This is a genomic window from Nitratireductor pacificus pht-3B (assembly GCF_000300335.1).
Classification (GTDB): domain Bacteria; phylum Pseudomonadota; class Alphaproteobacteria; order Rhizobiales; family Rhizobiaceae; genus Nitratireductor; species Nitratireductor pacificus.
Genome location: NZ_AMRM01000006.1, coordinates 26744 through 47229 on the forward strand (window position 1 = coordinate 26744; position 20486 = coordinate 47229).

The 20486-nt window shown below is 64.7% G+C and carries 22 protein-coding genes; 5 read left to right on the forward strand and 17 right to left on the reverse strand.

Features of this window, described 5'->3' with window-relative positions; all coding sequences use genetic code 11:
- Positions 1 to 68: 68 nt before the first annotated feature.
- Together rpsB and NA2_RS06625 are read right to left on the reverse strand one after the other, a co-directional pair.
- Complete coding sequence (gene rpsB / locus NA2_RS06620; protein WP_008595609.1) at positions 69 to 866, reverse strand: 30S ribosomal protein S2; 798 nt, start codon at positions 864 to 866, stop codon at positions 69 to 71.
- 171 nt (positions 867 to 1037) lie between these two features.
- Positions 1038 to 1871, reverse strand: coding sequence for a cell envelope integrity EipB family protein (locus NA2_RS06625; RefSeq protein ID WP_008595611.1), 834 nt, complete (start codon positions 1869 to 1871; stop codon positions 1038 to 1040).
- A gap of 256 nt (positions 1872 to 2127) precedes the next feature.
- Here NA2_RS06625 and NA2_RS06630 point away from each other — a divergent pair, with 256 nt between their 5' ends.
- The 3 genes from NA2_RS06630 to NA2_RS06640 all read left to right on the forward strand — a co-directional run bounded on the left by NA2_RS06630 (position 2128) and on the right by NA2_RS06640 (position 4575).
- Complete coding sequence (locus NA2_RS06630) at positions 2128 to 2592, forward strand: RidA family protein (protein WP_008595614.1); 465 nt, start codon at positions 2128 to 2130, stop codon at positions 2590 to 2592.
- Between the two features lie 2 nt (positions 2593 to 2594).
- A complete protein-coding gene (locus tag NA2_RS06635) occupies positions 2595 to 3305 on the forward strand; it encodes a glycerophosphodiester phosphodiesterase (RefSeq protein ID WP_008595616.1) in 711 nt (236 codons plus the stop codon).
- A gap of 142 nt (positions 3306 to 3447) precedes the next feature.
- Complete coding sequence (locus NA2_RS06640; RefSeq protein WP_244423604.1) at positions 3448 to 4575, forward strand: GNAT family N-acetyltransferase; 1128 nt, start codon at positions 3448 to 3450, stop codon at positions 4573 to 4575.
- A gap of 7 nt (positions 4576 to 4582) precedes the next feature.
- Here the strand turns inward: NA2_RS06640 and NA2_RS06645 are convergent, their stop codons facing one another.
- Entirely contained in the window at positions 4583 to 4912 is a 330-nt protein-coding gene (locus NA2_RS06645) for a DMT family transporter (RefSeq protein ID WP_040677074.1), read from the reverse strand.
- A 110-nt stretch (positions 4913 to 5022) separates the two neighbouring features.
- Between NA2_RS06645 and NA2_RS06650 the strand changes: the two genes are divergently transcribed.
- Positions 5023 to 5448: an HIT family protein gene (locus NA2_RS06650; protein WP_008595623.1), complete on the forward strand. Its 426-nt coding sequence runs from the start codon at positions 5023 to 5025 to the stop codon at positions 5446 to 5448.
- A gap of 2 nt (positions 5449 to 5450) precedes the next feature.
- Here NA2_RS06650 and NA2_RS06655 read toward each other — a convergent pair whose 3' ends face one another.
- The 5 genes from NA2_RS06655 to clpS all read right to left on the reverse strand — a co-directional run bounded on the left by NA2_RS06655 (position 5451) and on the right by clpS (position 10571).
- Positions 5451 to 6419 (reverse strand): phosphatase PAP2 family protein, encoded by a 969-nt coding sequence (locus tag NA2_RS06655; RefSeq protein ID WP_081582625.1) that lies wholly within the window; start codon positions 6417 to 6419, stop codon positions 5451 to 5453.
- A gap of 48 nt (positions 6420 to 6467) precedes the next feature.
- Positions 6468 to 6818, reverse strand: a complete 351-nt coding sequence (locus tag NA2_RS06660) for an AzlD domain-containing protein (RefSeq protein WP_008595627.1) — start codon at positions 6816 to 6818, stop codon at positions 6468 to 6470.
- Positions 6815 to 7579, reverse strand: coding sequence for an AzlC family ABC transporter permease (locus tag NA2_RS06665; protein ID WP_008595629.1), 765 nt, complete (start codon positions 7577 to 7579; stop codon positions 6815 to 6817). Before NA2_RS06665 ends, NA2_RS06660 begins: the two co-directional genes overlap by 4 nt.
- Positions 7580 to 7758: 179 nt before the next feature.
- A complete protein-coding gene (gene clpA, locus NA2_RS06670) occupies positions 7759 to 10224 on the reverse strand; it encodes an ATP-dependent Clp protease ATP-binding subunit ClpA (protein ID WP_008595631.1) in 2466 nt (821 codons plus the stop codon).
- Positions 10225 to 10232: 8 nt separating this feature from the next.
- Positions 10233 to 10571 carry an ATP-dependent Clp protease adapter ClpS gene (gene clpS / locus NA2_RS06675; RefSeq protein WP_420798699.1) on the reverse strand — a complete coding sequence of 113 codons (339 nt, stop codon included), beginning with the start codon at positions 10569 to 10571 and terminating at the stop codon, positions 10233 to 10235.
- Positions 10572 to 10939: 368 nt separating this feature from the next.
- Here clpS and NA2_RS06680 point away from each other — a divergent pair, with 368 nt between their 5' ends.
- The gene (locus NA2_RS06680; protein WP_040677019.1) at positions 10940 to 12280 is read left to right on the forward strand and encodes a D-alanyl-D-alanine carboxypeptidase; all 1341 of its coding nucleotides are present in this window, start codon (positions 10940 to 10942) and stop codon (positions 12278 to 12280) included.
- Positions 12281 to 12326: 46 nt separating this feature from the next.
- Here NA2_RS06680 and NA2_RS06685 read toward each other — a convergent pair whose 3' ends face one another.
- The 9 genes from NA2_RS06685 to NA2_RS06725 all read right to left on the reverse strand — a co-directional run bounded on the left by NA2_RS06685 (position 12327) and on the right by NA2_RS06725 (position 20435).
- Positions 12327 to 13022, reverse strand: coding sequence for a DnaJ domain-containing protein (locus NA2_RS06685; protein ID WP_008595638.1), 696 nt, complete (start codon positions 13020 to 13022; stop codon positions 12327 to 12329).
- A 2-nt stretch (positions 13023 to 13024) separates the two neighbouring features.
- Entirely contained in the window at positions 13025 to 13759 is a 735-nt protein-coding gene (locus NA2_RS06690; RefSeq protein ID WP_008595641.1) for a hypothetical protein, read from the reverse strand.
- A 65-nt stretch (positions 13760 to 13824) separates the two neighbouring features.
- Positions 13825 to 14259, reverse strand: a complete 435-nt coding sequence (locus tag NA2_RS06695; RefSeq protein ID WP_008595643.1) for a DUF1489 family protein — start codon at positions 14257 to 14259, stop codon at positions 13825 to 13827.
- Positions 14260 to 14428: 169 nt separating this feature from the next.
- Positions 14429 to 14830 (reverse strand): GFA family protein, encoded by a 402-nt coding sequence (locus tag NA2_RS06700; protein ID WP_008595646.1) that lies wholly within the window; start codon positions 14828 to 14830, stop codon positions 14429 to 14431.
- Between the two features lie 10 nt (positions 14831 to 14840).
- Positions 14841 to 16241 carry an L-serine ammonia-lyase gene (locus tag NA2_RS06705; RefSeq protein WP_008595649.1) on the reverse strand — a complete coding sequence of 467 codons (1401 nt, stop codon included), beginning with the start codon at positions 16239 to 16241 and terminating at the stop codon, positions 14841 to 14843.
- Between the two features lie 611 nt (positions 16242 to 16852).
- Positions 16853 to 17662, reverse strand: coding sequence for a YdcF family protein (locus NA2_RS06710; protein WP_008595651.1), 810 nt, complete (start codon positions 17660 to 17662; stop codon positions 16853 to 16855).
- Between the two features lie 45 nt (positions 17663 to 17707).
- Positions 17708 to 19189, reverse strand: a complete 1482-nt coding sequence (gene gatA / locus NA2_RS06715) for an Asp-tRNA(Asn)/Glu-tRNA(Gln) amidotransferase subunit GatA (RefSeq protein WP_008595653.1) — start codon at positions 19187 to 19189, stop codon at positions 17708 to 17710.
- Between the two features lie 55 nt (positions 19190 to 19244).
- Positions 19245 to 19532 (reverse strand): Asp-tRNA(Asn)/Glu-tRNA(Gln) amidotransferase subunit GatC, encoded by a 288-nt coding sequence (gene gatC, locus NA2_RS06720; protein ID WP_008595656.1) that lies wholly within the window; start codon positions 19530 to 19532, stop codon positions 19245 to 19247.
- 195 nt (positions 19533 to 19727) lie between these two features.
- The gene (locus NA2_RS06725) at positions 19728 to 20435 is read right to left on the reverse strand and encodes a metal-dependent hydrolase (RefSeq protein WP_008595658.1); all 708 of its coding nucleotides are present in this window, start codon (positions 20433 to 20435) and stop codon (positions 19728 to 19730) included.
- Between the last annotated feature and the right edge of the window lie 51 nt (positions 20436 to 20486).

Here is a 20486-nt window from a genome sequence, read left to right on the forward strand (position 1 = left end):
AAGCCTTTGTCCTGCCGCGCGGCCGCCGCGGGGCTCGTCGCCCCACAATTTCGCTACGAACGGCGCCCTCAGGCGTCCTTGTTCTCTTCGGCTGCGGGGGTTTCAGCCGGAGCTTCCTCGAGGACCGGCTCGCTCGGCGTCTCGACCGACGCGCCGATGTCCATGCCCATCGCGCCCTGCTGGCGCTCGATGCCGTCGATGGCGGCGCGAGCGATCAGGTCGCAGTACAGCGCCAGGGCGCGCGCGGCGTCGTCATTGCCGGGGATCGGGAAGTCGATCGTATCGGGATCGCAGTTCGAATCGACGATGGCGACCACCGGGATGCCGAGGCGCTTGGCCTCCTGCACGGCGATGGCTTCCTTGTTGGTGTCGATGACGAACATCAGGTCCGGCGTCGAGCCCATGTCGCGGATACCGCCCAGCGCGCGGTCCAGCTTCTCGCGCTCGCGCTCGAGGTTCAGGCGCTCCTTCTTGGTGAAGCCCTGGGCGTCCGAAGCGAGCAGCTCGTCGAGCTTGCGCAGGCGCTGGATCGAGTTGGAGATCGTCTTCCAGTTGGTCAGCATGCCGCCGAGCCAGCGGGCGTTGACATAGTACTGGGCCGAACGCTTCGCCGCATCGGCAACGATGTCCGACGCCTGGCGCTTGGTGCCCACGAACAGGATGCGGCCGCCCTTGGCGACGGTGTCCGAAACCATCTTCAGCGCCTGGTGCATCAGGGGCACCGTCTGGCTCAGGTCGATGATGTGAACGTTGTTGCGCGCGCCGAAGATGTAGTTCGCCATCTTCGGGTTCCAGCGGTGAGTCTGGTGGCCGAAGTGAACACCAGCTTCAAGCAGCTGGCGCATGCTGATATCAGGCAGAGCCATTCAAAAGTTCCTTTCCGGTTGAACCTCCACGAACCTGCAGGCGGAGAACCGCCACCGGAGGCGCCAGCCGGATTTCTCCCGGCCGAGACCTATTGGCCCGTGTGTGGAATGGGCGCGCATATAGAGGGTAATGCCGATGAATGCAAGTGTTGCCGCCCGACGGTCACGCGCTTACGGCTTGCAGGCCTCGCCGGCGGTCGGTTCGAACAGCGTCAGGTCGATCAGCCTGCCCTCTATGGAGAACTCGCCGTAATTCATCCTGAGGGAGCGCGTGACACCGCTCTCGTGAAGCAGGAAGCTGATGTCGTAGTCCGGGGTTTCCTCGCCCCGCTCCTCCGAACGCTCGAAATAGGCGATGGTGACCGGCCAGAAACTCCCGTCTTCCAGCAGCGCCGCCGCCTTCCGCTCCGGGTCGCCCTCGGCGATGGCGCGCGGCTTGCCGATGGTCACCGCGGTCAGCACCACCGTGTCGGCATCGTCGGAACCGTCGAACAGCGTCGTCTGATAGAAGCCGCCGCCCGACTTGGCCTTGGCCAGCGCTTCCTTCAAGTGGGCGACGGGGAATTTTGTCTGCTCGAGCGTATGCGTTTCCTTCTGCGGCTTGCTCAGATCCACGCGGGTCCCATCGCCGTCCGCCCGCGCCACGCCCTTCACCTCGCGGTCGAGCGCATTGTCCAGATAGGTTTTGTTGACGAACTGGAAGGTCTCGCCCTTGCTGTCCTCGAAAGTGGTCGTCTGCTGGTCGGACAGCCTGTTCGTCTCGTCGGTCTCGATGCGCATGACGAAGCGGAACGTGGTCGTGTAGCCTTCGCATTGCGAGCCGGCGAACTCGTACGCCATCCGTCCGGTGATCGCATTGATGCCCGAGCGGTCGCTCGCCGTGCCTAACGACAGCTCGTAGATCGCACGATGCGCCAGGAGCTGCTCCTCCGCGGCCAGGACGCTGGTCGCGCCGAGACCGGAACAGGCGAGCAGGCTCAACAGGACGGGGCGCAAAGAGCGCATGAACAACCTCCTAGGCTTCGGCTTTGTCGTGGCCGGGGATTCGCTTCGGCCGCAAGAATGCCTCATCAATTGGCCGAGAGTCGTGGCGGAAGCGAGGCAAATATGCAACCTCTTCGCCCGGCACGCCGATCCGGCATCAATTGAGATTCGATTTTCGCCGCCGGCCGTGCCAAGAATCGACGAACGGGCTGCCCTCCAAAACCGACCGATAGCAAGCGTGTGCGTGTCGTCCGCAGTCCAAAGGCAGGAGAAGAGAATGGCCAACGCAATCGAGAAGAAACTGCTGGAACTGGGCGTGGAGCTGCCGGATGCGGCGACACCTGTCGCCAACTACGTGCCATTCGTCCAGTCGGGTTCCCTGCTGATGACCTCCGGCCAGCTTCCCCTCAAGGACGGCAAGCTGATGGCGATGGGCCTGCTCGGCCGTGAGCTGGGTACGGAAGCCGGCAAGCTGGCGGCGAAATGGTGTTCCGTGAACATTCTTGCGCAGGCGCGCACGGCACTCGGCGACCTCGAACGCATCAAGCGGATCGTCAAGATCACGGTCTATGTCGCCTCGACGCCCGATTTCACCGATCAGCATCTGGTGGCCAACGGCGCATCGGACTTCCTCGTCGCCGCGCTCGGCGAGCGTGGTCGTCACGCGCGCGCCGCCGTCGGCATGGCGTCCCTGCCCATGAACGCGCCCGTCGAGATCGACGCGGTCATCGAGGTCGCCTGACCGTGAGCGACCTGTCGTGGCTGACGGCGCGGCCGATCGCCCATCGCGGCCTGCACGACATGAACAGCGCCCGCTGGGAGAACACGCTGTCCGCCTTCGAGGCCGCGGCGCAGGCCGGCTATGCGATCGAATGCGACGTGCATCTGTCGGCCGACGATGTGCCGATGGTGTTCCACGACGCGGCGCTCCGGCGCCTGACCGGCGCTGACGGCAATATCCGCGACAGGAGTGCCGCCGAACTCGGCCGTCTGGCAGTCGGCGGCACCGGCGACCGCGTGCCGTCGCTCGGCGACATGCTGGCGCTCGTCGCCGGCCGCGTGCCGATCGTCATCGAGCTGAAGGGATCGGACGGGCACGACGCCCGTCTCGTCGAGCGTGTCATCGGCACCGTCGACGGCTATGACGGCGCAGTGGCGCTGATGTCGTTCGAGCACCGCCTGATCCGCAATCTCGCCGCCCGCGCGCCGGAACGGCCGCGCGGCCTTACGGCGGAGGGCATTTCGCCCGAAGAGATCGAAGCGCATTTCTCCATGCTGGCGCATGACATCTCGTTCGTCTCCTATGCGGTGACGCAACTGCCGAACCCCTTCGTCTCCTTCGTGCGACGGCGCCTGTCCATGCCGGTGATCACCTGGACCGTGCGCGACGCGGCGGCCATCGAGGCGACGGCGCGCCATGCCGACCAGATGACCTTCGAGGGCTTCCTGCCCTGATCCACTCAATGCCCGTCCGTGGCCGCATGCCCGATCTTGAATTGCCAGCGTCGCAGCTTAGGTTCCGATGATGACCACGGCCAACACGCCCGACCCAGCGACCGGTGAGGCAACCCTGACGGTCTCGCCGCATTTTTCGGACATGCCCGAGGCCGACTGGGCTACCCTCGCCGGCGCTTCACGGGCCGATCCCGCCGTCGCCTACAACCCTTTCCTTTCACACGCCTTTCTGTCGTCGGTCGAGGAGAGCGGCTGCGCGACCCGCGACAGCGGCTGGCTCGGCCAGCATCTTTGGCTGCGCGCGGCGGATGGCACGCTGCTCGGCGCCGTGCCCTGCTACCTGAAATCGCACAGCCAGGGCGAGTATGTGTTCGACCACGGCTGGGCGGATGCCTTCCAGCGCGCCGGCGGACGCTATTATCCCAAGCTGCAGGCATCGGTTCCCTTCACCCCGGCGCGCGGACCGCGCCTGCTTGCCCGCTCCGGCGTAGACAGCACGGCAGTCAGGCAGGTGCTGGCGGAAGGGCTGAAGACGCTGACCGAGCGGCTCGACGTTTCCTCCGCCCATGTCACCTTCGCCATGGACCAGGACATCGAGGCGCTGAAGGAAGCCGGCTTCCTGATGCGGATCGACCAGCAGTTCCACTTCTTCAACCGGGGTTACGGCTCCTATGACGATTTCCTCGCCACGCTCGCCTCGCGCAAGCGCAAGGCGCTCAAGAAGGAGCGCCGCGCCGCGCTGGAGAACGGCATTACCGTCGACTGGCTGACCGGCCGCGACCTGACAGAGGCGGTCTGGGACGATTTCTTCGCCTTCTACACCGATACCGGCAGCCGCAAATGGGGCCGCCCCTATCTCAACCGCCGCTTCTTCTCGCTGATCGGCGAGCGCATGGCCGACGACGTCCTGCTCGTGATGGCGCGGCGCAACGGACGCTACGTGGCGGGGGCGATCAATTTCATCGGCTCGGACACGCTTTACGGGCGCAACTGGGGCTGCATCGAGCACCACCCCTTCCTGCATTTCGAGATCTGCTATCACCAGGCGATCGAGTTCGCCATCCGGCACGGCCTCTCGACCGTCGAGGCCGGCGCGCAGGGCGAGCACAAGCTGGCGCGCGGCTACGAACCCGTCATCACCCGCTCGGCCCACCACATCCCGCATCCGGGGCTGCGGCGCGCGGTGGCGCAGTATCTCGACATGGAGCGGCAGGACGTGGCGGAGATCGCCGGCGTGCTCTCGGCCCACACCCCGTTCCGCAAGGGGTGAGCGCGGCTCAGTGCATCACGGATCTCGAGAAGAGATTGATTATCAGCACGCCGGCGATGATGAGCGCAACGCCCAGCAGCGCCGGAGCATCCAGGGCCTGCCGGAACCAGAGCCAGCCGATGGCGGTGATCAGCACGATGCCGGCGCCCGACCACAAGGCATAGACGATGCCGACAGACATGATGCGCAGGGTCAGCGACAGGAAGAAGAAGGCAACCGCGTAGCCGATCACGGTGACGAGCGAGGGCACGAGCCGCGTGAATCCGTCCGATTGTTTGAGGGCGGTCGTCGCCACGACTTCGAACAGAATGGCGACGATCAGATAAAGATGGTTCACGACCTTCACCTTCGGCAAGGAAACGCGGCGAATCGCCTGTCCCCGGGAGTTGACGCTTGCGACATTAGCGCGGAAAGATGCCGCCGCAATCGCCTGAACGAGAGGGTTCCATGACCAGCGCCGCCTATGACAACGACAATATCTTCGCCAGAATCCTGCGCGGCGAACTGCCCTCTCACAAGCTCTATGAGGACGCCGACACCTTTGCGTTCATGGACATCATGCCGCGCGGCGACGGCCACTGCCTTGTGATCCCGAAAAAGCCGTCGCGCAACATCCTCGACGTGGATGCCGGCAGCCTGGCAGCCGTGATGCGAACGGTCCAGAAACTTGCCCGCGCGGCAAAGACCGCTTTCGGAGCCGATGGCGTGACCATACAGCAGTTCAACGAAAAGGCCGGCGGACAGGTGGTCTTTCATCTCCACGTCCACATCATCCCCCGTTTTGACGGCGTCGCGCTGCGACCTCACACGGGCGAGATGGCCGATCAGACGATGCTGGCGGAACAGGCGGAGAGGATCCGCGCCGCGCTGTAGCGTCAGGTGATTCCACCTGACTGAAAACCGCTCTCTGATCGCGCTTCTTCGCCGACGCCTGCCAGATCCGGCTTGCCGGAAGCAGTCGCGCCTGAAAGGAGGGACTGCGCCAGGGCGTGACCGATGGCGAAAGCCGCCAGGCCGCCGAACAGGTCAACGAAATGATGACCGCCATGAACGAGGATCGCCGGCAGCATCAGCATGTTGACGATCACGAACAGCGGGAAGAGCGGCCGGATGGTGCGCATGAACCATATGGACATGAGGGCCATGACGGTGTGGAACGATGGAAAAGCAATCAGCCCAAGCGTGTCGGTCGGCGACAGGTGCGTCACTCCCTCGCCCATGAGGCGGTTGAGTTCTGCGCCATAATCCGGGCTGACCACCATTCCCAGCTTCGCGACCGCCTCCGCGGGTATCGGGAAGAACGCGGAAGGACCTGAACTCGGGAAGACCAGCCAGAAGGCGATGGTCACGATGGCGGCCAGAATGCCCGTGAGGAGGAAGCCGTGCAGCAGGTCCCGGCGGCCCGTCATCCCGAGCACCAGAATCACGATCACGAACTGAGGAAGCGAACTGAGATAGGTCCAGCGCAGGAGGCTGCCCAGGGCGGGAAATTCCGCAACCCAGACCACAAGCGCCGGCCATGAATAGCCCAGCACCGCATCGAGCCTTATCAAGAGAGGATCGATGCGTTCCGTGCCCGCCGGAATCACGAGATAGTTCAGCGCCGAACCGACGATCGTAAAGAGGACGAAGAGGCCGGCGGAGATTGCCGCCAGGGCAATCTTCTCGTCGCGGCCGCTCAGCCTGTAGGCGAGGCCGACGCCCAGCACGCCAGAGCCGCACAGCACGACCATGGCATAGCCCGACCAGTCCACGGACACCCCGCCGCCCGCGACGAGGCCAATGTCCACGATCAGGAAAGTGGCGATGATCAGCGCCACCAAACGTTCTGCCGGTAAAAGCATCGCTCACCCCTTGGAGGCGTGCTTATCCCGGATTGTTCTAAGAAAGCTCTAACCGATCAGATAGAGCCCCACGAGAAGAAAGGCTTCGGCAACGATGATGCCGGCCAGTATCTGCTTGCGGGCAAGGAGATAGGCGGCAAACCCCGCAATGGCCGCTCCCAATCGCAGCGCGAGGGGGGAATCGGCGAGCGTGCCGCTGGGGAAAACGATGAGATTGGCAATAACGGCGGCCACGAGCGCCGTCGCCACGCAGCGCACGAAGACCAGAATGTCCGATTCTTCGGACATCTTGCCGCCGAGATAGACCCCCAGATATCGCCATGAGTCTGTTGCCAGCCAGCCGGCAACCAGAATGAAGAGATAGGGCCACCACCAGGCGTCCAGGGCATCGAAGGTCATCCGGCGGTTTCCCTCTTCAACCGCACCCGATGCCAGAAATATGCCGCTCCTCCCGCCACCCCGCCGGCGGCAAGCAGGTCGAAACCGGGAAGAAGCACGTGAAAGACGGGACCCAGCGCCAAGCCCAGAATCATCGCCACATGCCCTGCCCGCTCCCGCGCGGAACCCCAGAGCGATGTGAGGAAATAAACCGGCGTCAGGAAGAGAAGCGCCGCCGTCAGTTGCACCGGCAGGCGGCCCGCCACGAGAAACACGGTTGCGACGACGCCCATGTTCACGAGCACGAGCGTGGTGCCTATGCCCGTATAAAAGGCTGTCCGCATGTCTCGCGGCACCTTGTGAAAGCTCTCCATGGCCAGCACCCATGAGGTGATGGCCACGAAATGCGAAAGTGCGTACAGAACCCATTTCCGGGTCTTGGGCGTTCGCATCTCCGGTGTCAGCGCGACAACCATCGGCGCGAGGCGCACGGATGAAAGCGCAACGGCGAAGGCTGCCGCGAAAAGGCTGTTGCCCGCCAGAATCGCCCCGATCAACACCACCTGCCCCGGCAGCGCCCAGACGATCCCGGTCATGAAGACCGTCTGCTCCAGCGTCAGCCCCGCCTCGCGGGCAAGGCCGGCGAAACCGACGAACGCGCTGACGAGGACCAGGCCCGGAATGGAGAAACAGCGCCGGACGCCGCGCAGATACCAGGTCAGGTGCCGCTCATCGGGGACCTGCTCCTCCCGGTCCGGCTCGGCTGATTGTTTCTCGCTCATGCTTCCCGAACGGATCAGCGCTTCAGCGAAGCGTCTCTCCGTTCATCCCGTTGTTCGCAGACAGATATCTGGCGCTCTATCACAACCATGCCGCCGGCGCGATACGACGAAGGCGCGGGTGTTGGGACACTCCGCGCCTTCGAATTGGACCAAATGGCGTGATGCAGTGACGCCGGCCGTCAGCCCTTGCGGGGCAGCTGCGGCACCAGGCTCCGCTTCGGCGGCTCCTTGGGTTTCGGCTTCGGCTTGGTCGCCGCCTTCGGCTTTGCCGCCTTCTTGGCGGCGGGCTTGGCCTTGGCTCTCGGTTTCTTCTCCGGCACCTCGTCGCGCGGCACCACCGGCGCATCGTCGGGAATGGCGTCGAGCTTCAGGGCATCCTCGCCCGTCTCGCCCTTCACCACCGTCACGCGCACCGTGCCGCCCTTCTTCAACCTGCCGAACAGGACCTCGTCGGCGAGCGGCTTCTTGATGTGCTCCTGGATCACGCGGCCGAGCGGACGCGCGCCCATGCGCTCGTCATAGCCCTTGTCGGCCAGCCAGGCGATCGCCTCGTCGGACAGTTCGAAGGTGACGCGGCGCTCTGCGAGCTGCGCCTCGAGCTGCATGACGAATTTCTGCACCACCTGGTGGATGACCGGAACGGGCAGCGCGCCGAACGGGATGATGGCATCGAGGCGGTTGCGGAACTCCGGCGTGAACAGTCGGTTGATCGCTTCCGTGTCGTCGCTGTCGCGCTTCGAGGAGCCGAAGCCGATGGCCGGCTTGGCAAGGTCGGCTGCTCCCGCATTGGTGGTCATGATCAGGATCACGTTGCGGAAGTCGATGCTCTTGCCGTTGTGGTCCGTCAGCTTGCCGTGGTCCATCACCTGCAACAGGATGTTGAACAGGTCCGGATGCGCCTTCTCGATCTCGTCAAGCAGCAGCACGCAATGCGGATGCTGGTCAACGCCGTCGGTCAAAAGACCGCCCTGGTCGAACCCGACATAGCCCGGAGGCGCACCGATCAGGCGCGACACGGTGTGCCGCTCCATGTACTCCGACATGTCGAAGCGCAGCAGCTCGACGCCGAGCGAGGCCGCAAGCTGCTTGGCCACCTCCGTCTTGCCGACGCCGGTCGGGCCGGAGAACAGGTAGGAGCCGATCGGCTTCTCCGGCTCACGCAGGCCGGCACGCGCCAGCTTGATCGCGGAAGACAGGGCGGTGATGGCCGTTTCCTGGCCGTAGACCACCCGCTTCAGCTCCTGCTCGAGACCGGCCAGAACCTTTTCGTCATCGGCCGACACCGTCTTCGGCGGGATGCGGGCCATGGTAGCGATGGTGTTCTCGATCTCCTTGACGCTGATCGTCTTGCGCCGCTTGGCTTCCGGCAGAAGCTTCTGCGAAGCGCCGGTCTCGTCTATGACGTCGATGGCCTTGTCGGGCAGCTTGCGGTCGCTGATGTAGCGCGCCGAAAGCTCGACTGCCGCACGCACGGCTTCATCCGTGTAGCGGACCTTGTGGAACTCCTCGAAATAGGGTTTCAGCCCCTTCATGATCTCGATGGCATCATCGACCGTCGGCTCGTTGACGTCGATCTTCTGGAAGCGCCGCACGAGAGCGCGGTCCTTCTCGAAGAACTGACGGAACTCCTTGTAGGTGGTCGATCCGATGCAGCGGATCGCGCCCGACGAGAGGGCAGGCTTCAGGAGGTTCGACGCGTCCATCGCGCCGCCGGACGTGGCGCCGGCGCCGATCACCGTGTGGATCTCGTCGATGAACAGGACGGCGCCCGGATAGTCCTCCAGCTCCTTGACCACCTGCTTCAGGCGTTCCTCGAAATCGCCGCGGTAGCGGGTGCCGGCCAGAAGCGTGCCCATGTCGAGCGCGAAGATCGTCGCGTCGGCCAGCACATCCGGCACCTCGCCCTCGACGATGCGCTTGGCAAGGCCTTCGGCGATGGCTGTCTTGCCGACGCCGGGATCGCCGACATAGAGCGGGTTGTTCTTGGAGCGGCGGCACAGCACCTGGATCGTCCGGTTGATCTCCGGCTCGCGGCCGATCAGCGGGTCGATCTTGCCGGCACGCGCCTTTTCGTTGAGGTTGACGCAATAGGCGGTCAGCGCGTCCTGCGCCTGCTTCTTCTTGCCGCCCTCCTCGGCCTCGCCACCGGGCGCGCCCGATTCGTCGTCGTCGGCGCCGCGCACCGGGCGGGCTTCCGAGCCGCCGGGGCGCTTGGCGATGCCGTGGCTGATGTAGTTGACCGCGTCGTAGCGGGTCATCTGCTGTTCCTGCAGGAAGTAGGCGGCGTGACTCTCGCGCTCGGCGAAGATCGCCACCAGCACGTTGGCGCCGGAGACTTCCTCCCGGCCGGACGACTGCACGTGGATCACGGCGCGCTGGATGACGCGCTGGAAACCGGCGGTCGGTTTGGAATCCTCGTCATAGCCGGTGACGAGATTGTCGAGTTCGCCGTCGATATACTTGACGACGGTGCTCTTCAGGGCCTCCAGATCGACATTGCAGGCCCGCATGACAGCGGCCGCATCCGTGTCGTCGATCAGCGCCAGAAGAAGATGTTCGAGCGTTGCGTATTCGTGGTGACGCTCATTGGCGAATGTGAGCGCCTGGTGCAGTGCCCGCTCTAAGCCTTGCGAGAAAGCCGGCATTCAATACCTCACTTCTTTTCCATCACGCATTGTAGCGGATGTTGATGCTGACGGGCAAAATCCATCACCTGGGTCACCTTGGTTTCGGCCACTTCGAACGTGAACACGCCGCACTCGCCAACACCGTGATTATGCACATGCAGCATGATTCTTGTGGCGGCTTCGCGGTCTTTCCTGAAAAACCGTTCCAGCACGTGAATCACGAACTCCATGGGCGTGTAGTCGTCGTTCAACAACAGCACACGGTAGAGACTCGGCTTCTTGGTCTTGATCTTCGTGCGGGTGATGACCGACGTGCCGCGACCGGCATTGCCGTTGCCGCCGTCGCCATCCTCGCCATCCTGCATCCGCAACTCGTAGCGCCGCATGGCTTCACCGCCGATGTTCAAGAATTCCATTCGCCTCACCAAGCCCGTGCCTGGGACATGTAGGTACCCGTCCGCCAATTTTAAGACCTTCTCGGTTTCTGACAATATGATGCGCCCGCTTTTGCGTTCAAATTCCCGCCATCGACGCGCCGCGCCGCCACAGCGCCCGTTCGCCCCGCCGATAGCTGCAATTTGACTCAACGTTAAGGATTTTCGTCAATTCCGCACTCACCATAAACGGATTGGTAACACCGCGACGTCTACGCTGATCGGAAATGAGTTTGTCGGTGCGGAAGCCGGCTGTTCGAAATTCGGTTCTGATGGGTGCGGCTGTGCGTCAAGCGTTGATGGGTAGAGCGAATCTTGTGCTTCTCTCGGGCAAGATCATCGCGACACTGTTTCTTTCGATTCTCCTGATGGGCGGCGGCATTGTCCAGGCCTCGGCCAATTCCAAATATGCCGGTCTCGTGATGGACGCCAAGACGGGCAAGGTGCTCTACGAATCGAGCGCCGATGCACGGCGCTATCCGGCCTCCCTGACGAAGATGATGACCCTGTATCTCGTCTTCGACGCGCTTTCCGCAGGCCGCATCTCCACCAGCACCCGCATCCCGGTCTCGCGCAACGCAGCCGCCGAGCCGCCGACCAATCTCGCCCTGAAGCCGGGGCAGAGCATCACGGTCGAGCAGGCGATTTACGGGCTGGTCACCCGTTCCGCCAACGACGCCGCCACGGCGATCGCCGAGTTTCTCGGCGGTTCGGAAGCGAGGTTCGCCGAAATGATGACCGCCAAGGCGCGCCAGCTCGGCATGTCCCGCACCACGTTCAAGAACGCGCACGGCCTGCCCAACAGCCAGCAGGTCAGCACGGCGCGCGACATGGCACGCCTGGGCATTGCCCTGCGCGAGCATCACGCGCGCTACTACAAGTATTTTTCGACGCGCTCGTTCACCTACAACAAGCGCCGCTACGGCAATCACAACAATCTGCTCGGCCGCATCCAGGGCGTCGACGGCATCAAGACCGGCTACACGCGCGCTTCCGGCTTCAACCTCGTCAGCTCGGTCGAGGCCAATGGCCGCAGCATCGTCGCGGTCGTCATGGGCGGGCGCACGTCGCGCAGCCGTGACGCGCAGATGGCCAAGCTGATCAAGGAATATATGGGCGGCGCATCGACCGGCCGCGACCGGATGCTGATCGCCAAGGCGCCCGGCGGCGCTCGCACGGCTTTTGCATCGATGATTCCGGGAAGCCGCGTCCCGCTGCCCACCGACCGGCCGGAAGTCGAGACGCTGACCGCCTATGCACCCGAAGAACCCGTGCGGGCCGTCGCTGCCGCCGTCAATGTTCCCGCTGCCGCCCCACGTCCGCAGGAACCCGTGCGCCAGGCCGCTGCCGCGGTGGATCCGATGCCGACCGCATCGACAGGCGGCGGCGCCGTCGGCGGCTGGGTCATCCAGGTCGCGTCCATGCCGAGCGAGGACGAAGCCCTGCTCTTCCTCGCCGAGACAGAGAAGAAGGCACCGACCGTTCTGGCCAGTGTCGTGCCGATCACCGAGACCTTCGAGAAGGGCGGCGTCACGTATCACCGCGCCCGCTTCGTCGGGTTCGACAGCAAGTCGGCTGCCTGGGGGGCGTGCGCGACGCTGAAGAAGAAGAGCGTGTCGTGCTACGCCGTGCAGCAGTAAGCGGAGCACGCCGCGCATGCAGCGTTCAGTTCAAGGCTTGGGGAGTTCAGTGGTGAGTGGAGAGCAGAACGTCGCGCGCCTCGTTGATCCGCGCAGCGAGAAAAGACGTGCCGCCCCGATCGGGGTGCAGGCGCTGCATCAGGCGGCGGTGAGCCTGGCGGATCTGCGCCACGGTCGCTCCACGTTCAAGACCAAGGATCTCATAGGCCTCCTGCTCGGTCATGGGGCCAGAGCCCGCCGCTGTTCCCTGCCCGTCTGTTCCATTCGCCTGCATGCTCTCGCGCCAGACGGGAAACTCGCCGTCAAGATAGGCTTCAAGTAGGCGCAGGCTTTCCTCGTCGCTGGCGAGTTCCGCATGAAGTTCGAGCAGCTCGGTGAGTTTCATCTCACCGAGCTGTTTTCCTTCGTGGCTTCCCACAAGCACCACACCGGACAGGCGGCCGCTGTCATGGTCCAGTTCCATCTCCAGAGCGGCGGAACGGACGTTTGAGGTGCGTCCGGGCGTCGGCGTGCCGAGCCCCCTCATTCGCCCGGCCCCATACCAGGCCGCGGCTATGGAGAGGAGCATGCCGCCCAGCGCGGCGCGGCCCAAAAGCAGCATGGCCGCCCCGGCCACGCCGAGCAGCAGGGGGCCGACCAGCCGCAGCAGGCGCGCCAGGCGTTTCGCATCGGCACTGAGGAAGCCGTAGGCCATCAGAGCGGCGAACAGCAGGAGACCGAAGAAGAAAAACGGGAAGGCCATCGTTACTTGCCGCGGCCGAGATTTTGCAGCATCAGGCGATCCTCCGGCCGGTCGCGCGCCGTCAGCGCCTTCAGGCCGCCCGTCGCATAGACGGCAACGGCCGAGAGCAGCTTCCCGAGCTCGGCGGCGGAACGCGCGTCGAAGCGGAACCAGGCGCCCCTGGACAGGCGGGCGATCTCGCGCAACGCCTGTTCGGCAAGGGGATCGCGTCCCTCCTGAAAAACGAAGACCGGCGTTCCCGCCAGGCCCAGACGTCCCGCCTTGTCGGCCAGGCTATCGACATCCTCTTCCATCGCGTCGCCGATATAGACCAGCGCGTTGACCTTCTGGCGCGCGGTTTCCTTGACGGCGTGGGCGAGCACCTTGCCGATCTGCGTCTGTCCGCCCCGGCAATCGATCTTCGTCATCAGCGTTTTCAGCGCACCGGTGTCCTTCACGAAACGCGACGCGCGGCATTCGCCGAAGCCGCGGAAATAGACGAGCTGCACGTTCAGGCCGCCGGCCTTGCCGACCGCATCGAACATCTCCGCCTGCAGCCTGCACGCCAGATCCCAGGTGGGCTGGCGGCTCATCGTCGCGTCGAGGGCCAGGACCAGCCGGCCCTCGCCCGCGCCGGATTTCACAGCCCCCATCGCCCGCACCTGGCTGACGAACGCGTCGATCGCGCCGGACGTCGATTTCGGCCGCGCGACGTCCTTCTGTTGGGGCTTGGGGACCGGGGTCTTGCTGTCGCTCATGGCAAGAAGATGTGGCGCATGCGCCCCGCTTGCAAGTCCGGAACGTCCGCGACGCGCATCCGCAGTCACAGCAGTCCGAGTTCGGTCAGCTCCCGACGCAGTTCCGCCGGCATTTGCGCGCTGTCGGAGCCGGCAGCCATGTCGGCGGGCGCATCCTTCGGCTCTAGATAGCGCCAGCCCTGAAAGGGCCGGCGCGGCTGAAACTCGGTGCGCATCAGTTTCGGCTCCAGCACCAGATGGCAGCGCGATATGCCCTCGCCGTCACGGAACGGCCGGATGTCCACGAGCCGCTGCCGACACTGCACGATGCCCTTGATCACCCAGTAGAGGGAGCCACCTTCGGTCAGGTCTTGAACGCGCTTCGGCACCATGCGGGTGGTGTGGAAATGCTCCAACGGTTCGCCACGCGCTTCCTTCTCGCGCAAGCGGCGACCAATCCATTCCTCGAGTTCCTCGACGCTCTCGCAGCCGACGCAGAGTTTGATCAGGTTCAGGGCCATAGGCCGATCCTAGGGCATCGGACCGAAAAGTGGAATTCGGTTTTCGGTTATTCCAATGCTCAGTCAATGATTTAGATCGTCCCTTGTGCGTCCAGAAGGACGCACAGCGATCCAAGGCTCGGAAGCGGCGGAAGGAAGACAGGGGCCGCCACCGTCCACAGCCACGCCTTCACGGAATGTCGGGCACCCAGGTGTGGCGATGCTCCGCATGGACCGCCTGAACCGGTTTCGGAAAGGACGGATCGGCGAAGGCGCCGACCGCGACCGCAATCAGTTCGGGCAGGCGTTGCGGATACCAGAAAACCGTCGATCCGCATTCCGGACAGAAGTGAAACGCGACCGGGAAGCCGCTTTCGGAGGGGCGCGTGTAGATGCGGCTTTCTCCCAGCGTACGCACGTCGTCCTGCCGGAAGAAGGCGGCGATGCCGTAGGTGCTGCCGGTTCGCTTCTGGCAGGCCTGGCAATGGCAAAGCGACACCTTACGCGGTTCGCCGCTGCAGACGGCAGAGAGGCGGTCGCAGGCGCAGGAGGCGGTGCGCGTCAGGTCCGGTCTGTCCCCATCGTCATGCATGACAACGCCGCTAGCATTCCACCACGTTGACCGCCAGCCCGCCAAGGCTGGTCTCCTTGTAGCGCTCGTTCATGTCGGCGCCCGTCTGGCGCATCGTCTCGATCGCTGCGTCGAGCGAGACGAAGTGCTTGCCGTCGCCCTTGACGGCCAGTGAGGCGGCGGTGACCGCCTTGACGGATCCCAGCGCATTGCGCTCGATGCACGGCACCTGCACCAGCCCGGCGACGGGGTCGCAGGTCATGCCCAGATGATGTTCGAGCGCGATCTCGGCGGCATTCTCCACCTGTTCCGGGTTGCCCCCCATCACGGCGGCCAGACCGGCGGCGGCCATCGCCGAGGCCGAACCGACCTCGCCCTGGCAGCCCACCTCGGCGCCGGAGATCGAAGCGTTGTGCTTGACGATGCCGCCGATGGCCGCCGCCGTCAGGAGGAAGTCGCGGATGCCGCGCGGATCGGCATCGACATGGAACTTCTGCCAGTATTTCAGCACCGCCGGCACGACGCCGGCCGCCCCGTTGGTCGGCGCGGTGACGACGCGTCCTCCCCCGGCATTCTCCTCGTTGACCGCCATAGCGTAGACGGCGAGCCAGTCATTCGCCGCCAGCGGATTGGGACGGTTCTGCCGCCAGTCCTCGTCGAGCCGTTCGTGCAGATTGCGGGCGCGGCGGCGCACCTTCAGGCCGCCCGGCATGATGCCGTCCTGCGACAGGCCGCGTTCGATGCAGCTGTTCATCGCCTGCCAGATGCGGTCGAGGCCTGCATCCAGCTCGGCAGCGCTCATATGCGCCTCTTCGTTGGCGCGCTTCATCTCAGCGATGGAGAGGCCACTCCTTGCCGCCATGGAGAGCATGGTGGCCGCATTGTTGAAGGGATAGGGAACGTCGCTCGGCGCCTGCTGCTTGCCTTTCGCCTTCAGGCTCTGCAACTCCTCCTCGGACACGACGAAACCGCCGCCGATCGAGTAGTAGATGCGCCGCAGCAGCAGGCGATCGTCGGCATCGAAGGCCGAGAAGGCCATGCCGTTGGCATGGCCCTGCAGGGGCACCTTCTTGTCGAGAACAAGATCCCTCTCCGGATCGAACGCATAGGCCGGATGGCCCTCCGGCCGCACCTTCCGTTCGCTTCTGATGGTCTCGAGAAGGCTATCCATCCTGTCGGGGTCGACAGTCAGCGGGTTGAACCCCGCCAGTCCGAGGATCACCGCGCGATCCGTGCCGTGGCCGACGCCGGTGAAAGCCAGCGATCCGTGCAGGCTGACGGCGAGCCGCGCGACGCCGACGCCCGCCGGACGCGGCCAGTCGTCACCGGCGATCTCCGCCAGAAACCGCTCGGCTGCCGTCATCGGCCCCATCGTGTGGGAGCTGGACGGCCCGATGCCGATCTTGAACAGGTCGAATACGGACAGAAACATCAGCGACGCCCCAGAATAGCGTGGAGAAGTCGTCCGATCGCCAAACGGTTTCCGGGCGGTGCTCCCGGCATCTGCTCACCGCGCAATCGCGACAGGCAGTGACTTATTTCATTTCATGCCAGAAGCAAAGGGCCACGCCCAAAGCAAAAGGGCGCGGCACTGATGCCACGCCCTTTCTCAATAGATGAAACCGATGTCTCGCGGTCTTGGCCGGTTAACCCGCTGCCGCGACGACCGCTGCCGTCTCGGCGCCAATGAAAAGCCATGCCAGAAAGATCAATCCCGCAAGCCCGATCGCTGCTTTGGCGGCAACACCCCAGCAGGATCTCTCAACGCTATCGTCCATGCATATCCCGTTTTTTTATCAGGCCTCGTGCGATTCGGGATGATCCCGAGCGCTCAGCCCGTGACGGCGGGAGATACGCCTTCGGCGGTTCTTTCGCAAGTGAAAAACGGCAAAATGGCGACAGGATAACGGTATCAAAACCGTATAAATCGGGGGTTTCATCGCTTTATCAAGCACTTGCCGACGGGAAGGATTTGTCAACAGATGTGGCGAAATTGAGCGCTGGATGCTGCATTGCACCATCGCCGGTTGCCATCAGCGCGACTCACCCGCCATCCGGCGCCGGTGACGGCAGGAAGACGCCGGTGCGGCCGGCGTAATAATAGGCGGCGAGACCGATCCATTCGCGAATGCCGACGGAGACGTTGCGCAGCGAATCGAGCGCGTTGTCCTCGGCAAGGCCGGGCCGCTCGGTGCCCGCCGTCTTGTAGTCCACCGGCCATGCGGTGACGGGGAAGCCCGCCTTGCGGAAAGCGCCCATGGCGCGCGGCATGTGGAAGGCGGAGGTGACGAGCAGCCAGGTCTCGCCCGATTGCGGCGTGACCATGCGCGCGGAAAAGACCGCGTTCTCGAACGTGTCGCGTGAACGGTTCTCGATGATCAGCCGCGCCGGATCGACGCCAAGGGCCAAAAGAAGACGCGGCGCGGTGTCGGCGTCGCCCTCGCCATTCAGGAAGACCGCCCCCTGCCCGCCGGAGATGAGGATGCGCGCCCCGGGATAGCGCCGCGCCAGGATCGCCGCCTCAACGAACCGGTCGCCGCTGGCGTTCAGTTCGTGGCCGCCGCGCGCCAGATTGATCGACCCTTCCAGCCCGCCGCCCAGGACGACGATGCCCGCCACGGTCGCGGGCGCTGGATCCGGTTTGCGGAACCGGTCCTCCAGCGGCGCCAGCAGCAGCGCGCCGAGCGTCGTCCAGCCCGACAGGAAAAGGACGAGGAAGGACAGGCAGCCCGCGGTCATGGACAGGCGGCGCCATCCAAGGATAGCAAGCAGAAGCGACAGGGCGACAAGCAGCATCGCCAGGCCGAGCGGTTGCAGGAACAGCCAGCCGATGGCGGAAACCAGATGGAACATCGCGCGGCTAGCTCCCTTGTGGAGAGGAAGGCCGCGCCATGCGCCCTACCACCATTTCGCTGGTTCGAAACGGCCCGCCGCCTGCTCGATCACATGCGCCGTGCGGAACAGCGTTTCCTCTTCGAACGGCTTGCCGATGAGCTGCAGGCCGAGCGGCAGGCCCTTGGCGTCGAGACCGGCCGGCACGGCAATGCCCGGCAGGCCCGCCATGTTCACCGTCACCGTGAAGATGTCGTTCAGATACATCTTGACCGGATCGGACGCCATGTCCTGGTCTGCGATGCCGAAGGCGGCCGACGGCGTGGCCGGCGTCAGGATGGCATCGACCCCCTGGTCGAAGACCTGCTCGAAATCGCGCTTGATGAGCGTGCGGACCTTCTGCGCCTTCAGGTAATAGGCGTCGTAATAGCCCGCCGACAGGACATAGGTGCCGATCATGATGCGGCGCTTGACCTCGCGGCCGAAACCGGCGGCGCGGGTCTGCTCGTACATGTCGGCGATGTCCTTGCCCGGCACGCGCAGGCCGTAGCGCACGCCATCGTAGCGGGCGAGATTCGACGAGGCTTCCGCCGGGGCGACGATGTAGTAGGCCGGCAGAGCGTATTTCGTGTGCGGCAGGGAGATGTCGACGATCTCCGCGCCGGCGTCGCGCATCCATTCGATGCCCTTCTGCCACAGCGCCTCGATCTCGTCCGGCATGCCGTCCATCCGGTATTCCTTCGGGATGCCGATCCGCATGCCCTTGATCGACTGGCCGATCGCGGCCTCGTAGTCGGGCACGGGCAGGTCCACGGAAGTGGTGTCCCTGGCATCCACGGAGGCCATGGATTTGAGCAGGATCGCCGCGTCGCGGACGTCGCGGGCGATCGGTCCTGCCTGGTCGAGCGACGAGGCGAAGGCGACCGTGCCCCAGCGCGAGCAGCGGCCATAGGTCGGCTTGATGCCCACCGTGCCGGTGAAGGCGGCCGGCTGGCGGATCGAGCCGCCCGTGTCGGTCGCCGTCGCGCCGGCGCACAGGAATGCCGAGACGGCGGCGGCCGAGCCGCCGGAGGAGCCGCCCGGCACGAGATCGGCATTCGACCCTGCCGCGCGCCAGGGGTTGATCACGGGGCCGTAGTAGGAGGTCTCGTTCGACGAGCCCATGGCGAACTCGTCCATGTTGAGCTTGCCGAGCATCACCGCCCCGTCTGCCCACAGATTGGCGGTGACGGTCGATTCATAGCGCGGCCTGAAGCCGTCGAGGATATGGCTCGCCGCCTGGGTGTGGACGTCCTGCGTGGCGAACAGATCCTTGATGCCGAGCGGAATGCCCTCCAGCGCGCCGCCGTCGCCCTTCGCCAGCCGCGCGTCGCTGGCCTTCGCCATGGAACGCGCCTTGTCGTGGGTGACCGCGACATAGGCGTTGAGCTTGCCGTTGGCCGCGTCGATGGCCGCCAGATAGGCGTCGGTCAATTCGAGGGCGGAAAATGCCCTGGCGGCGAGCTTCTCGCGCGCTTCGGCAATGGTCAGTCGGGTGAGTTCGCTCATGGAATATCCATTCAGTCCAGCGTGGCGGTCCGGCAGGCGGCGTAGCGGTGCGGCGCTATTCGACCACTTTCGGCACGACGAAGAAATTGTCCTCGGAGGCCGGTGCATTGGCGACGACGTCGGCTGCCTTGTCGCCGTCGGTGACGGCGTCGGCGCGCTTCTTCATCTCCATCGGGATGACCGAGGTCATCGGCTCGACGCCGGCCACATCGACCTCATCGAGCTGCTCGACGAAGCCGAGAATGGCGTTCAGTTCTCCGGTCATGCGCTGGGCGTCCGCGTCGTCAACGGCGATGCGGGCAAGATGCGCGACGCGCTTCACGGTATCGATGTCCACGGACATTCAGAATTCTCCGGCACTGGGCGCGGGCGCGTCCCGGGACGCAGTCGGCGCTCCATTCTTCCTGTTCGGCAAAAAGCTCAACGGTTGCGCCTCGGCTATAATCGCCGCGCGCACGGCGCGCAACTGCCAAGGCTTGCGCGCCGTGCGGAAACCCGGGGTGCTGACCCTGGATCGCCGTGCATCCTTTCGGACGATCTAAAGGTCGATCGCCTCACCGATGGCCGGTACCACCGCCCGCGTGTCGGATCCCTCCAGTCCCTCAATGAATTTCTCGGCCGAAGGATCGATGATCGGGAACGTGCCATAGTGACAAGGCACCACGGTCTCGAAGCGGAAATAGCGCTGGCAGGCGAGTGCCGCCACCGCGCCGCCCATGGTGAAGCGGTCGCCGACCGGCACGAGGCCGATGGCCGGCTGGTGCAGTTCCTGGATCAGCGCCATGTCGCCGAAAATGTCGGTGTCGCCCATGTGGTAGAGGGTCTTTTCCTCGGGGAAGTGCAGGACAAGGCCGGCGGGATTGCCCAGATAGGTGTTGGCGCCGCCGGTTCCCGGCATGGACGAGGAATGCACGGCGTTGACGAAGGTAGTGGTGAAGCCGCCGCAATCGACCGTACCGCCGTGATTGCCGGGATTGATGGCGCTCTCCGCCACGCCCTGGCCGACCAGGAAGCGGCAGATCTCGAAATTGGCGACCAGCATCGCGCCGGTCTTCTTCAGGATCGCGGCGGCATCACCGATATGGTCGTTGTGGCCATGCGTCAGGAGAACATGGGTCACGCCCTCGGCAGGCCCCTCCCAGCCCTTGCCCCAGGACGGATTGCCGCTCAGGAACGGGTCGATCAGAATATGCGCGTCGCCGGCATCGACGCGAAAGGTCGAGTGGCCATACCATGTCAGCTTCATCAGAACGTCTCCTTACTCTTGCAGCCCGGCACGGCTCTTCTGCGCCTAGCG